Genomic DNA, 14,145 nt, shown 5'->3' with positions numbered 1-14,145 from the left:
CCTTTAACGGGTGAAGCGGGAGGAGCGGTCTACCCGGCGGGCGGTGATGTAGCGGCTTTTCCAATAGTTGCCGTTCATACTGGTGATTTCGATGTCGCGGCCGGTGCGCGGGGCGTGGATGAAGCGGTCGTTGCCGATATACATGCCGACGTGGGAGACGCGGCCGCCCGAACCGAAAAATACCATGTCGCCGGGCTTGAGGTTGGCACGGTCTACCTGCTGGCCTACGGTGGCCATTTCGGCGGAAGTGCGCGGCAGGGTGATGCCCATGCTGCGTTTGAAGATATATTGCATGAAGCCGCTGCAATCGAGGCCTTGGGTGGGGGAATTGCCGCCGAAGCGGTAGGAGAGGCCGATGAGGCTCATGGCGTTCATGATGAGGTCGCCGGCTTCATCTTGGCTGCCGGAGGAGGAGCGGCTGCCTGAAGATGAAGACTGTCGGCTGGATGCGGGGGCATTGTTGCTGTGGCTGGTGCGTTCGCGGATCAGGCGCTCGAGTGCGTCGTTATCCAATCCTTCCGGGGCGGCGTATGCGGCGGGAGCGAGGCCGAAAGCAAGGGCGGCCAGGGCGCAGAGGGTTGCTTGTTTTATCCACTTCATCAATCTGAAACTTTCTTGTTTTGCCCATGTTATAGCATAGTGCGGTAAGGCACGGCAATGTGTTTGGCCGGGCAGTGTGCAATAGGGGCAGTTTGTGCGCACCGGTGGGCGCGTATGTTATGCTGTGTATCTGTTTGTGCGGACACTGGTTCCGCAAGGGGGCTGTATGGTTAGATCTGCCATGCCCGCTTTGGGCGATATCAATCGTTTGCGTCAAATCGTAGCCACACTCGCGCGGCACGGTTTGGGCGGTTTTCTCAGCCGGATTAAGCTGAATCGTGCTTCTTGGCTCGGTGGCTCAACCGCTCAGGAAGATGCTGGTGGGTTGAGCACGGCGCATCGTTTCCGGCTGGCGTTTGAGGAGCTGGGGCCGACCTTTATCAAGCTCGGCCAGATTTTGGCCACTCGGGTTGATATTTTCAACGCCGAATGGATTGAGGAATTCGAGCATCTGCAAAGCAGCGCGAATCCCTTGCCCTTCGAGGCGATTCTCTCCCTGCTCACCGAGCAGCTGGGCTGCCCGCCGGAGCAGGTGTTCCGGCACATCGACAGCGAGCCTTTGGGTAGCGCCTCTATTGCGCAGGTGCACCGCGCGGTGTTGCTCGACGGCAGCGAGGTGGCGGTAAAGGTGCGCCGGCCGGATATTGAGCCGCTCATCCGGGCGGATTTGCGTATTCTAACCCATCTGGCGCAGCTCACCGAATCGGAAATGCCGGAAACCCGACGCTATCAGCCGGTGCAGATGGTGCAGTATTTTGCCAAAAGTCTGGCTAAGGAAACCGATTTGCTGGCCGAAATGCGCCATTTGCAGCGGTTTGCCGCGCTGTATGCCGACCATCCAGCAGTGCATATTCCCAAGGTATATCCCGAATACAGCAACCGGCAGGCGTTGGTGCAGGAATACGTGGCTGCCGCCCTGCTGAAAGATACAGAAATCGAATTGCTTGGCGCAGAAGAGCGGCATATTCTGGCCTGCCGCATTACCGACGTACTGCTCAACATGATACTGGGGCAGGGCTTGTTTCATGCCGACCCGCACCCGGGCAATATCTTTATTTATCCCGACTTACGCATCGGCCTGATCGACTTCGGCATGACGGGCTACCTGAATCCGGTGCGCCGGCAGGAAATCAACGCGCTGATTGAAGCCCTTATCCACCGCGACCCGTTTGCCGTGCAATATATTCTGAGCAACTGGGCGCAGGGCGATGTTCCCGATGAAGACCTGCTCGGCGCCGACGTGATGGAAATGCTGCTCGACTACGAACACACCGCCGTGCGTGATCTGCGCATCAGCCAGGTGATTAACGATCTAACCCGCATCATGCGCGAGCACGAGCTGGCCTTGCCGGGCGATTTGGTGATGCTGTTCAAAGCCCTACTCACTCTCGAAGGCGTAGTGAAAAGGCTGGACGGCAGCTTCCAACTGCTGGAGCACGCCAAACCGATTGTGCAGAAGGTCATCCGTCAGCGCCTTTCGCCACGGCAACTTTGGCGCCGAAGCCGCACGCAAAGCCGTATGCTGGGGCAGATGTTGGGCGAGCTGCCCAAAAACCTGCTGCGCCTCAATCGCAATCTGCAAAGCGGTCGGCTAAACGTGAACCTGGATTTAAAACGCCTCGACAGTTTGAACCGGCACTTGGAATACAGCGCCAACCGGCTGACCATGGGCATGGTAACGGCGGCGTTGATTATCGGCTCATCCATCCTGCTCAGCAGCAATATCGGCCCGAAGCTGTTTGGCTTGTCGTTTGTGGGCTTCCTCGGCTATCTCTTGGCCTTTGCCAACAGCCTGTGGATTATCTGGTCTATCTGGCGTTCGGGCAAACATTAAAACAAAACTTTTCAAGCACGTAAAAAAGTGTATGGCAAACGGTGTCGACAGCTAGGAGAAGATAGGCGGCAGGCCAACCGTTAATATCGTATAGCCGAAGCACTTAATTCCCGACAGCGCAGGCTCGCTTTGCCAAGTGATTCATACTGTTTGCAGCCCGCCGCTTGGTAGAGAAAATAATTGCTTTGGCTATGGCTACAATCAGAAGGCTACCTGAAAAACCATTTTCAGGTAGCCTTCCTGCCTCTGTGGCACTAAACAGCATTAAGTCTCAACACATCACATGCACCACGTGCGTGGCCAAGCCGCCGGTAGAGGTTTCGCGGTATTTCGGGTTCATATCTTTGCCGGTTTCATACATGGTTTTTATGACTGCATCCAGCGACACCATGGGATCAGTGGTGCGCTGCAGCGCCATGCGTGAGGCATTGATGGCCTTGATGGATGAAATGGCGTTACGTTCGATGCATGGCACCTGCACTTGACCACCCACCAGGTCGCAAGTGAGGCCAAGATGGTGCTCCATGGCGATTTCGGCGGCAATACATACTTGTTCGACAGTGCCGCCCTGAATCTCGGTCAGTCCGGCAGCAGCCATGGAGCAGGCCACGCCCACTTCACCCTGGCAGCCCACTTCCGCGCCGGAAATGGAGGCATTCATTTTATACAGGCTGCCGATGGCGCTGGCCGTGATTAAATAACGCAGGATGTGTTCTTCATCGGCGTAGAAAATGAAGTGGTCGTAGTAGGCCAATACAGTGGGCACGATGCCGCAGGCACCGTTGGTGGGCGCGGTAACCACCGCCCGCCGGCGGCGTTTTCTTCGTTGACGGCGAAGGCCACCATATTTACCCAGTCCACCGCTGCCATCGGGTCTTTATCGTTCAGCCCGTTTTTTTCAAACTGTTTGCGTGAAAGCGGCGCGCGGCGGCGTATCTGCATGAGGCCGGGCAGCACACCTTCGGTATGCAGGCCGCGCTGGATATAGTCACTCATGGTCTGGCACACATAGTCGCATACTTCCTGCTCCGGACGCAGGGCGCATTCGTTGCGAAACATCAATTCGGAGAGAGCTTGTATTCGGCACACTAGCGGATAAGATCGTCCGCATTGGTGTATGGGTAGAGCACATTTACAGGGGCGGACTGCTTACCGCTATCAGCAAACTGTTTTTCGGTCATCACAAAACTGCCGCCGATGGAGTAAAACACTTCCTGCGCCACCAACTCATCGCCGACATAGGCTTCCAGGCGCATGCCGTTTTCGTGTAGCAGAAGGAAGAATGGAACATGAAGTCGCGTTCGTAGTCAAACGGGGTGTAGTTGCCGCCAATGTCGGGTTTTGCCGTGCAATACTTGCGCGATGAATTCGGGGGAGGCGGTGGTATCTACTGTATCCGGCTCGTAGCCCGCCAGGCTGCCGATGATGGTGTGGTCTGTGCCGTGGTTTTTGCCAGTGTAAAGAGAGCGAGCCGTACACATGGGCGCTAAACCGAGCAATCTTATCCAGTAGTCCCTGTTTGATAAGCTGTTTGCGAAACAGTATACCAGCACGCATCGGTCCCACGGTATGCAAACTGGACGGGCCTATACCGATTTTGAACATATCAAAAATACTGATCATTTTTCCACCTCTTTAATAATAGTGAACCAACAAGAATCAGAACAAGGTGGCAAGTACAAATAGTACACACGTAACGGCAAAGCGAGCCAATGCCTTACTGATCTAAAGTTAATCCACTATAGTTATCCAACTTTGCGTATCCATCAGCATCTTACCAAATGCGCCATTGGCAGCATTAGGGTGTGCTGCCACACACCGAGCGACGAATATGGCCTCCCCCCCTTAATAATGCTGGACAAGTTGCCGCTACCTAGGCAAAATGTATACATTGCCTGTTTGATGCAGCAAGGATGTTGGGGGAAACGCGTAACAAAGTGTGAACAATATTTTTTTGTGATACGCGCCGCATAATTGTAAAAAACAGTGCAGTATGGCCAGATCTTTGTTTTCAATCAACTTATATTTAGAGGTTAATATGCCACAAACGTTGATTCAAGTATCCGGTATGAAGCACAAAACGGATGAGGATCGCTTGGTTTTGAAGGGCGAAACTGTTGCGGGTGTGAGAATGGTGAATGCTAATCATGACAATGGCCGCGTAGTCATTACACACGGCGAAGGCTTCGACCTTGAAACATTCAAAGCTGCCATCTCGGCAGAAGGTTTTACCGTGGCATAAACGTATCGGTCAAACAACAAACGGCTTCCGCAAAGGAAGCCGTTTTGCTTTTTCAGGTAGCCTTCCTATAGTGAGGCTACCTGAAAAACTATAACTACAGCGATGATGTTTCTTGATTGCATTGGCTTGTGCCGCCTCGCAGGAAAAAATTGCTGCAGCGATATTTGCACGCGCTAATCAAACAAATCCTGCTGCCCGGTACGCTGCGGCAACACCTGCGCCTTGGCCGTGCCGGTTTCGAAATGCAGCTGCAACACCTGCCCGCTGTGCAGTCTGCCCGCATCGCGCACCACTTTGCCCGTACGGTCGGTAATCACGCTATAGCCGCGCGACAACGTGTGTTGTGGCGAGAGGGCATCCAAAATGCCCACCTGCTTTTGGCACTGTGCCTGCTTTTGTGCCAAGAGTGCGGCCATGTAGCGGTTGAGTTGCATGGCCTGTGTTTGTAGCTGTCGCACAGCAGTTTGCACTTGCGGCCGGCTGCGGCGACATAGTTCGACCAAGTAGGTCAGCTGCTCCTGTTTGCGGTGCAGGTGGCGCAGCATATTGTCGGCAAGCATTTGGCGGCTGCGCAGCAAGCCAGCCTGCTGTTCCTGCCATTTCTGGCGCGGATGGCGCAACTGCGCGGCATGCCAGTCAAGCCGTTGCGCCGCGTCTGTGCAGCGCCGTTGCAGCGTGTGGCGCATATGGCTGTGCAGGCGGCACATTTTGTCCAGCTGCTCCGCACGGTTCGGGCTGGCCAGCTCGGCGGCGGCGGTGGGCGTGGGCGCGCGCGCATCGGCGGCAAAATCCGTGAGCGTGAAATCCGTTTCGTGCCCCACTCCGCTCACCACCGGAATCGGCGAGGCCGCCACCGCGCGCACCGCCGCCTCTTCGTTAAACGCCCACAAATCCTCAATGCTACCCCCGCCTCGGCACACAATCAGCACATCCGCCTGCGCATGTTCCGCCGCCGCCGCAATGGCCGAGGCTACCTGAAACTCGCTGCCCGCGCCCTGCACCGCCGTGGGATACACCACCACGCGCACATCCGGCGCACGCCGCCGCAACGTGGTGACCACATCGCGCAATGCCGCCGCCGACAGGCTGGTGACCACGCCAATACACTGCGGCACGGTAGGCAGCGGTCGTTTGCGCTCTGCGGCGAACAGCCCTTCCGCCTGCAGGCGCCGCTTTAGCCGTTCATAAGCTTCAAACAGCTGCCCCAGCCCCTTGCGCCGCACTTCCTGCACATTAATCTGAAACTCCCCGCGCGCCTCATATAGCGTGATTTTGCCCAACACCTCCACTTCCTCGCCCTCGCGCAGCAGCGCGGCCAGCGAACGGGCGGCATGCTTAAACAAAGTGCAGCGCACCTGGGCGCGTTGGTCTTTTAAAACAAAATAATAGTGCCCGCTGGCCGCCTTCACCAAATTCGACACTTCGCCGCCCACCCACAGCCCGGCAAGCTGGTCTTCCAGCAGGTTTTTAGCCAAATGGTTGAGCTCGGAAACAGAGAGCGCGGCGGGAGCGAATAGGTCGGACATGGCAAGACGGCGGGAAAATAAACAAAGGCGGCATTATACAAGGGGAAGGCTACCTGAAAAATCGGGCGGATGGATTTGCCTGCTTTTTCAGGTAGCCTCTCAAACTAAAATAGTCTGTGTAAATTAAAATTGACAAATCAAAAAAAAAAAACAATATACTGCCGAAAATATTTTTTCCACCTGTATTGATAAGGAGCAAATCATGTTGAAACGTTTGACTTTGATAACGGCAGTTTGTTTGTTGGCCGGCTGCGGCAAGAGTACGGACGATTATGTGGGTTACTGGCGCGAGCAGGGCGATAGAATAGAAGAAGTGATGGAAATCAAGCATGAAAACGGTAATTATTTTGGCAGGAATCTGATGGGTATTGACGATTCATTAGGAATGGCCTGGAAAGCGGTGGTGTTGGATGAAAAAGACGGTGTGCTGTCTGTGCATGGTGTGCCGTTCAAACTATCGGATGACGGCAAGTCGATGTATATCGGCGACCGTAGCTACACCAAGATAGATGCTGAGTTTAAAGATAAAATTGCAGCACATCAGCCACTATGTGAAAAGCTGTGGGATGAATTTCTTGCTGCAAGAGACGCTTTGCCATATGACCGTGAACGTGATGCGAAGCATGATGCGCTTGAGAAAGAATATCAAGCTAAGTATGCAGAATTAGAAAAAGAAATTAGATGTAATCGGAAGCCGATAGGTTGGTAAAATTTTTCTGAACTAATATTTTTGTATTTTCAGATAGCCTAATCCGCCACCAAAACCCAGCCCGCTATCCCAAGCAAGATAGCGGGCTGTTTCTATTTTTGTATCCGCTCCGCCCAAGCCGATATTTTCAGGTAGCCTTTCCCTACGTGGCAATATGTTAAAATACGCCGTTTTCAATTCGGATTTTCCGCCATGTCCAATATTCCAGACCAAGTGCGCCGCCGCCGCACGTTTGCCATCATTTCCCACCCCGACGCGGGTAAAACCACGCTGACTGAAAAACTCTTGCTGTTTTCAGGCGCGATTCAGAGCGCGGGTACGGTAAAAGGCAAGAAAACCGGCAAATTCGCCACCTCCGACTGGATGGAAATCGAGAAGCAGCGCGGCATTTCCGTGGCATCAAGCGTGATGCAGTTCGACTACAAAGACCACACCGTCAACCTCTTGGACACGCCGGGACACCAAGACTTCTCCGAAGACACCTACCGCGTTTTGACCGCCGTGGACAGCGCCTTGATGGTCATCGACGCGGCAAAAGGCGTGGAAGCGCAAACCATCAAACTCTTGAACGTCTGCCGCCTGCGCAATACGCCGATTGTTACCTTCATGAACAAATACGACCGCGAAGTGCGCGATTCCTTGGAACTCTTGGACGAAGTGGAAAATATTTTAAAAATCCGCTGCGCGCCCGTTACTTGGCCGATCGGCATGGGCAAAAACTTCAAGGGCGTGTACCACATCCTGAACGACGAAATCTATCTCTTTGAAGCAGGCGGCGAACGCCTGCCGCATGAGTTCGACATCATCAAAGGTATCGACAATCCCGAATTGGAACAACGCTTTCCGCTGGAAATCCAGCAGTTGCGCGACGAAATCGAATTGGTGCAGGCTGCTTCCAACGAGTTCAATCTCGACGAATTTCTCGCCGGCGAACTCACACCCGTGTTCTTCGGTTCGGCGATTAATAACTTCGGGATTCAGGAAATTTTAAATTCGCTCATCGACTGGGCGCCCGCGCCGAAACCGCACGATGCAACCGTGCGCATGGTTGAGCCAGACGAGCCGAAATTTTCCGGATTTATCTTTAAAATCCAAGCCAATATGAACCCGAAACACCGCGACCGCATCGCTTTTTTGCGCGTCTGCTCCGGCAAATTCGAGCGCGGCATGAAGATGAAACACCTGCGCATCAACCGCGAAATCGCCGCCTCCAGCGTGGTAACGTTCATGTCGCACGACCGCGAGCTGGTGGAAGAAGCCTACGCGGGTGACATTATCGGTATCCCGAACCACGGCAACATCCAAATCGGCGACAGCTTCTCCGAAGGCGAACAACTGGCGTTCACTGGCATCCCCTTCTTCGCGCCCGAACTGTTCCGCAGCGTCCGCATCAAAAATCCGCTGAAAATCAAGCAACTGCAAAAAGGCTTGCAACAACTCGGCGAAGAAGGCGCGGTTCAAGTCTTCAAACCCATGAGCGGCGCAGATTTGATTTTGGGCGCGGTCGGCGTGTTGCAGTTTGAAGTCGTTACCTCGCGGCTGGCCAACGAATACGGCGTAGAGGCCGTGTTCGACAACGCATCCATCTGGTCGGCGCGCTGGGTATCGTGCGAAGACAAGAAAAAACTGGCGAAGTTTGAAAAAGCCAACGCAGGCAATCTGTCGATAGACGCAGGCGGCAATCTAGCATATCTCGCCCCCAACCGCGTGAATTTGAACCTGACGCAAGAACGCTGGCCGGATATTGTGTTCCATGAAACCAGGGAACATGCGGCGAAGCTGAGTTGATAAAAGGCTACCTGAAAATGGGTTTCAGGTAGCCTTTGTTGAGTGAGTGCGAGCTGGTTTGCGCATCTTGGCCTTGTATTCTTTAACTGTTCTTAGGAGACAATCATGGTTATCAGGTAGACTTAAGTGCTTGTTTGTGAAGAATGTGCAAGGCTGCCTGAAAAATCGGGTAGGCGTATTTTCAGGTAGCCTGAACACCGAATGGAGAAAGCGAAATGGCTTGGTTCAAAATGAGCGAATGGGAATGGTGGAACAAGCTGGCATTGGTGGTGGCGGTGTTGCTGGGATCGCTTTTGCTGCTTACCCGGCCGCTGGTGTGGAAGGCAGATGCTTCGCGGCTGGGCATCATTGTGTTTGTGCCGCTGGCGGTGTGCTGCGTGCGTTGGCTGCTGCGCTGGCCGGCGAACGGAGGGCAGGGCGGTGCGGGTGCGCATAATAAGTTTAAATCTAATATGTCGCGCGTGATGTGGGGCGTGTTGCTGGCTTGTGTGATGACGCGGGTGGCGGTAAACGGCATCGTGCTGGCTACGTTGCTGCCGCTACCGCCAGCTTTAGTGCAAGCCCGGCTGTTGGAAATACGGGGAAGCCGGAGCGGGTTCAATACGTGGGTGCTGGAGCTGGAGAATGGTACGCAGTTTGATGTGGAATACGGTTTTTTGCGGAGTGCGCCACGGGAGATGATTGGGCAAACGGTGCGGGTGGAGATGCGGGAGAATCGGCTGGGGTATTATGTGGAGGCTGAATAAGTGTGGGGATGAGAAAAGGCTACCTGAAAACATGGCGCGTGTTTGAATTTCGTTGACGCTATGTTTTCAGGTAGCCTTTATATTGTGCAAGGGTATCAGGCAGCTAAATGCGGGGCGATGGTTTGCAGCATTTGTGCCAGCACCTTGGGCGGTGCGGCTACGATGTTGCCGCTTTCGAGCCAGCCTTCGTTGCCGCGCATATCGGTTACAATACCGCCCGCTTCCTGCACGATAAGTGCGCCGGCAGCGATGTCCCAGGGTTTGAGGTTGAATTCGAAGAAGCCGTCGAAGCGGCCACAGGCCACGGCGCACAGATCGAGCGAGGCGGCGCCTTCGCGGCGGGCGCCGGCGGTTTTGGCGAGGAAGTCGCGCAGGATGTTTAGGTAGCGCTCCATCATGCTTTGATCCACCACGGGGAAGCCGGTGCCAATCAGGCAGCGGTTGAGCTCGATGCGGCTGGATACGCGGATGCGGCGGTCGTTGAGTAGGGCGCCTTGGCCGCGTGAGGCGAGGTAGAGGTCGTTGCGCTCGGGGGCGTAAACGAGAGCTTCCTGCAATACGCCTTTGTGCAGCAGAGCCATGCTGATGGCGTATTGGGGATGGCCGTGCAGGTAGTTGGTGGTGCCGTCGAGCGGGTCGATAATCCATTCGTATTCGGCTTTTTCGGGGCCGCTACTGCCGCCTTCTTCGGCGGTGATTTTGTGCTGGGGATAGGCTTCTTGTAGGATTTCGCGGATGATTTCCTCGGCGGTGCGGTCTATGTCGGAAACGAAATCGTTGAAGGCCTTGCTGTCGATTTTAACTGCGGGCAGGTTGTTGGCGGCACGTAGCATCATGTCGCCGGCGCGGCGGGCGGCTTTGACAGCGGTGTTGAGGACGGGATTCATATTTCTCCGATTTGGCTGGTGGGGGCAGGCTGCTGCTGGCAGACTACCTGAAAATGGAAAGGCTGCGCCGGAAACGGCAGCCGATGTTGGGGCGGCATTATACCTTGGGCGGCAGACGGGCAAAAGCGCCCGGGCTTTAAATTGGCGGCAGCGGCCTTATCTGATTGAACGTGCGGGAAAGTTGCCTGCCTTGTTTGATAAAGGAATTTAATGATGACGGCTTTGCTGATTATTCTGGCACTGGTGTTGCTGCTGGCAGGTTTGGCGGGCGCAATACACCCGCTGCTGCCGGGGATGCCGCTGATGTTTGCGGGCACTTGGCTCTTGGCCTACAGCCAGAATTACGAAGTTATCGGCACCACGGCGCTGACGGTGTTGGGGCTGATTATGGCGCTGGCCTGGACGCTGGATTATGTGGCGGGGCTGCTGGGGGCGAAGTTTACCGGGGCGAGCAAACAGGCGCTGTGGGGCTCGTTGGCGGGCGGTGTTGTGGGGCTGTTTTTTGCGCTGCCGGGCATGGTGCTGGGCCCGCTGGTTGGCGCGGCAATGGGAGAATTTGCGGCGCAACGCAACTTGTGGGCAGCTGGCAAAGTGGGGCTGGGCACGCTCTTGGGCTTTGTGGCGGGCGTGGTGGCGAAGTTGGGCTGTGCGCTGGTGGTGCTGTTCAGTATTTTCGGGCTGTATGTGTATTATTGGTTGAGTTAAAGTTTCAGGTAGCCTGTTGCCAAAATCCACCCTCTACCCGAAAAAGGAAAATGACCGATTACATGTTTTCAGATAGCCTCCGGCCTGCTTATCATTGCCCTCCTAACTGGTTCAAGGCTACCTGAAAAAAATTTTGCAATGGAATGAGAAACACAATGATTGGTTTGATGATTATCACACATGAAACGCTGGGCAAGTCGTACACCAAGCTGGCCCGGCATTTTTTCAGGCAGATACCGGCGCATTTGGCGATTGTGGGAGTGAACCCGGATGAAGATGTGGACGTGGCCGCCGCTCGAGCCCAATCGGAAGCGGAGCGTTTGGCGTTTGCCGACGGTATTTTGCTTTTAGCCGACGTGTTCGGTGCCACACCATGCAATATCGGCCGCCGGCTGCTTCCGCACCACCGCATGGTGATGCTCACCGGGCTGAATGCGCCGATGATGGTGAAAGCGGTGCAGGAGGCGGAAAAGGCTGATGATTTACTGGCAATGGCCGAGTCGGTCCGCCAGTCGGCCTTGGCGGGGATTATGTTGGTGTTGCCGGAAAAGGAGCAGGGTGTATGCTGAAACAGGAGGTGGAGATTATAAACAAACTGGGGCTGCACGCGCGCGCGTGCAGCAAGTTCACGCAAACGGCAGGCGCGTTTGCGGCGGAAGTGCGGGTGTGCCGCAACGGCAGATGCGTAAACGGCAAAAGCATTATGGGTTTGATGATGCTGGCGGCAGCCAAGGGCTCGGTGATTGAAATTGAAACCGAGGGCGCCGACGAACGAGCAGCCATGCAGGCGCTGACGGCTTTAATCAACAATTATTTTGACGAAGGCGAATAAACATGAGCGTGGTGTTGCACGGATTTGCAGCAGGCGGCGGGATTGCCATCGGGCGGGCACATTTGGTGGTACGCGGTATGGAGGAAGTACCGCAGCTGGATTTGGCGCCGGAAGAAATTGATGCGGAAGCCGAACGTTTCGATGCCGCCATCAAGGCCACGCGCCGACAACTGGAGCAGCTGCGCAGCGCCATTCCGGAAAATGCGCCAACAGAATTGGGCGCGTTTATTTCGCTGCACCTGATGCTCCTGACCGACGTTACACTTTCGCGCGAGCCGATTGATATTCTGCGCGCGCAGGCCATCAATGCCGAATGGGCACTGAAGCTGCAAACCGACAAGCTGGCCGAGCAGTTTGATGCGATTGAAGATGAATACCTGCGCGAACGCAAGCAGGATATGCTTCAGGTAGCCGAGCGGATTCACCAAAACCTGATGGGGCAGAACACCGATTTCATGCCCGAAGAAAGCGAGTTAGACGACGACATCATCCTGATTGCCCACGATTTGTCGCCTGCCGATGCAGTGTATTTCAAAGAACACCACATTGCCGGATTCGCCACCGATGCCGGCGGCCCCACCAGCCATACCGCCATTTTGGGGCGCAGCCTGGATATGCCCTCGGTAATCGGGCTCTACAACGCACGCGAACTCATCAGCCAAGACGACTGGATTATCGTGGACGGCATCAGTGGCGTGCTGATTATCAACCCCGACGATTTAATCCTCAGCGAATACCGCAAGCGCGACCGCGTATACCGCAGCCAGCGCCGCCTGCTCAACAAACTCAAAGACATCACCGCCACCACCAAAGACGGCGTAGACATCGAGCTGTTGGCCAATATCGAATCTGCTCAGGATGTGCGCCTGATGCACCGCCTCTCTGCCGACGGCGTGGGGTTGTTTCGCAGTGAATTTCTGTTTCTCAACCGCGACAATCTGCCTGATGAAGACGAGCAATACCGCGTGTATACCGGCATTGTGAAAAAGCTCAAAGGCAAGCCGCTCACCGTGCGCACCGTGGATTTAGGCGTGGACAAAAACCCGCGCTGGTTCGGCGAGGACCATGCGCTCAATCCCGCGCTGGGCATGACCGGTATCCGCCTATGCCTGGCCGAGCCACTGATGTTCCGTACCCAAATGCGTGCGATTTTGCGCGCAGCGGCGCACGGGTCGGTAAAGATTATGTGGCCGATGATTACTTCGGTGGATGAAGTGCGACAATGTATCAATCATTTGGCCATTGCCCGTAAGCAGCTGGATGAACGTGACACAGAATATGGCGAAGTGCAGGTGGGCGCGATGATTGAAATTCCCTCTGCCGCGCTCACAGTGGGTCATATCCTGCAACACTTGGATTTTATCTCGGTGGGCACCAACGATTTGATTCAATACACCTTATCAGTAGACCGTGGCGACGATAGCGTGAGCTACCTCTACCAGCCCGCCCATCCAGCAGTGTTGAAACTACTGCACCATATTTTCCGCACTGCCAAACGCATGGGCAAGCCAGTGTCGGTATGCGGCGAAATGGCTGGTGATTTACATTTCATCCGCCTGCTGCTCGGCTTGGGCTTGCGCCGCTTCTCCATGAACGCCAGCAATCTTTTGGCCGTGAAGAATGTAATCATTCAAAGCCACGCCGGCGAGCTGGCAGCACAGGTGCAAAAACTGCTGCGCCTGAGCGATCCGGAGAAGGTGCGGCAAGCCGTTAAAAAGATGAATACAATGGATGATGACAAAAATACAACATTTGAAACAACATAACATCGCACGGCATTATCAGGCAAAAAGTGAATAAATGTTAAACAATATTGTTTAAATACTGATATCAATATTAAGTAAAGTAAACGCTCGAGTTGTTGGCAAAGTGTATTTTTATGCAATTTAATTGCAGTAAATTGCGGCAGTTAGGTAAAAAAGACAATTAGGTAGAGACATCGTGGAAAGTGTTATATATAATGTACTACATCTGTGCTGCTTCTTGGTAGGCAAGCATGGATAGTAAGTAGACGTTTTCCCGCAAATTGGCCATCGATACTTCCTCCCTTGGTATTGATGGTTTTTTTTGTGTAGGCTAAATGGAGGGGGTTTCTATATTTAGCCAGCCAAAACGAAGGGAAGGAAGCTAAGCTCATTTGAGTTTTGTGCTTTCAGGTAGCCTCTGGCCACAGAGAAATGTGGAACCGACTATTGCAATCTATGAGCTCGTTTTTTCAGAATCATTACATCGCCTTGGGAGGCTGTTTCAAACAACAGCCTCCCAATTTATAATTG

At 54.4% G+C, this 14,145-nt stretch carries 14 protein-coding genes and 1 pseudogene; 9 read left to right on the top strand and 6 right to left on the bottom strand.

Going from position 1 to position 14,145, the window contains the following annotated elements; genetic code table 11:
• Positions 1-3: 3 nt before the first annotated feature.
• Positions 4-600 carry a C40 family peptidase gene (locus tag A7P97_RS03675; protein WP_067530436.1) on the bottom strand — a complete coding sequence of 199 codons (597 nt, stop codon included), beginning with the start codon at positions 598-600 and terminating at the stop codon, positions 4-6.
• 166 nt (positions 601-766) lie between these two features.
• Here A7P97_RS03675 and A7P97_RS03670 point away from each other — a divergent pair, with 166 nt between their 5' ends.
• Complete coding sequence (locus tag A7P97_RS03670; protein WP_067530435.1) at positions 767-2,434, top strand: AarF/ABC1/UbiB kinase family protein; 1,668 nt, start codon at positions 767-769, stop codon at positions 2,432-2,434.
• A 271-nt stretch (positions 2,435-2,705) separates the two neighbouring features.
• Here the strand turns inward: A7P97_RS03670 and A7P97_RS10945 are convergent.
• The 3 genes and pseudogenes from A7P97_RS10945 to A7P97_RS10935 all read right to left on the bottom strand — a co-directional run.
• Positions 2,706-3,274, bottom strand: a pseudogene (locus tag A7P97_RS10945) (L-serine ammonia-lyase, iron-sulfur-dependent, subunit alpha); the annotation flags it as partial.
• A 248-nt stretch (positions 3,275-3,522) separates the two neighbouring features.
• Positions 3,523-3,690: a hypothetical protein gene (locus tag A7P97_RS10940; RefSeq protein ID WP_304438626.1), complete on the bottom strand. Its 168-nt coding sequence runs from the start codon at positions 3,688-3,690 to the stop codon at positions 3,523-3,525.
• Positions 3,691-3,741: 51 nt separating this feature from the next.
• Positions 3,742-3,915, bottom strand: a complete 174-nt coding sequence (locus A7P97_RS10935) for a serine dehydratase beta chain (protein ID WP_304438629.1) — start codon at positions 3,913-3,915, stop codon at positions 3,742-3,744.
• A gap of 512 nt (positions 3,916-4,427) precedes the next feature.
• Between A7P97_RS10935 and A7P97_RS03660 the strand changes: the two genes are divergently transcribed.
• Positions 4,428-4,676, top strand: a complete 249-nt coding sequence (locus A7P97_RS03660) for a hypothetical protein (RefSeq protein WP_346265211.1) — start codon at positions 4,428-4,430, stop codon at positions 4,674-4,676.
• Between the two features lie 173 nt (positions 4,677-4,849).
• Here A7P97_RS03660 and xseA read toward each other — a convergent pair whose 3' ends face one another.
• Entirely contained in the window at positions 4,850-6,202 is a 1,353-nt protein-coding gene (xseA, locus tag A7P97_RS03655) for an exodeoxyribonuclease VII large subunit (protein WP_067530434.1), read from the bottom strand.
• 202 nt (positions 6,203-6,404) lie between these two features.
• Between xseA and A7P97_RS03650 the strand changes: the two genes are divergently transcribed.
• From A7P97_RS03650 to A7P97_RS10040, 3 genes are all read left to right on the top strand, one after another.
• A complete protein-coding gene (locus tag A7P97_RS03650) occupies positions 6,405-6,911 on the top strand; it encodes a hypothetical protein (RefSeq protein ID WP_067530433.1) in 507 nt (168 codons plus the stop codon).
• A gap of 192 nt (positions 6,912-7,103) precedes the next feature.
• Positions 7,104-8,699, top strand: coding sequence for a peptide chain release factor 3 (locus A7P97_RS03645; protein WP_067530432.1), 1,596 nt, complete (start codon positions 7,104-7,106; stop codon positions 8,697-8,699).
• Positions 8,700-8,914: 215 nt separating this feature from the next.
• Complete coding sequence (locus A7P97_RS10040; RefSeq protein ID WP_156497476.1) at positions 8,915-9,445, top strand: hypothetical protein; 531 nt, start codon at positions 8,915-8,917, stop codon at positions 9,443-9,445.
• 95 nt (positions 9,446-9,540) lie between these two features.
• On the opposite strand, the gene A7P97_RS03630 is transcribed toward A7P97_RS10040, so the two are convergent.
• The gene (locus A7P97_RS03630; protein WP_067596315.1) at positions 9,541-10,332 is read right to left on the bottom strand and encodes an inositol monophosphatase family protein; all 792 of its coding nucleotides are present in this window, start codon (positions 10,330-10,332) and stop codon (positions 9,541-9,543) included.
• 213 nt (positions 10,333-10,545) lie between these two features.
• Here A7P97_RS03630 and A7P97_RS03625 point away from each other — a divergent pair, with 213 nt between their 5' ends.
• The 4 genes from A7P97_RS03625 to ptsP all read left to right on the top strand — a co-directional run bounded on the left by A7P97_RS03625 (position 10,546) and on the right by ptsP (position 13,635).
• Positions 10,546-11,037: a DUF456 domain-containing protein gene (locus A7P97_RS03625; RefSeq protein WP_067449207.1), complete on the top strand. Its 492-nt coding sequence runs from the start codon at positions 10,546-10,548 to the stop codon at positions 11,035-11,037.
• 167 nt (positions 11,038-11,204) lie between these two features.
• A complete protein-coding gene (locus A7P97_RS03620; RefSeq protein ID WP_369815094.1) occupies positions 11,205-11,606 on the top strand; it encodes a PTS sugar transporter subunit IIA in 402 nt (133 codons plus the stop codon).
• A complete protein-coding gene (locus A7P97_RS03615) occupies positions 11,600-11,869 on the top strand; it encodes an HPr family phosphocarrier protein (protein ID WP_067530427.1) in 270 nt (89 codons plus the stop codon). The genes A7P97_RS03620 and A7P97_RS03615 overlap by 7 nt, the downstream gene beginning before the upstream one ends.
• Positions 11,870-11,871: 2 nt before the next feature.
• The gene (gene ptsP / locus A7P97_RS03610; protein WP_067530426.1) at positions 11,872-13,635 is read left to right on the top strand and encodes a phosphoenolpyruvate--protein phosphotransferase; all 1,764 of its coding nucleotides are present in this window, start codon (positions 11,872-11,874) and stop codon (positions 13,633-13,635) included.
• Positions 13,636-14,145 lie beyond the last annotated feature (510 nt).

Source organism: Eikenella sp. NML070372, assembly GCF_001648415.1.
GTDB classification, from domain to species: Bacteria; Pseudomonadota; Gammaproteobacteria; order Burkholderiales; family Neisseriaceae; genus Eikenella; species Eikenella exigua.
The sequence above is the reverse complement of the archived record's forward strand: the minus strand, read 5'-3'. Positions and strand labels throughout refer to the sequence as shown.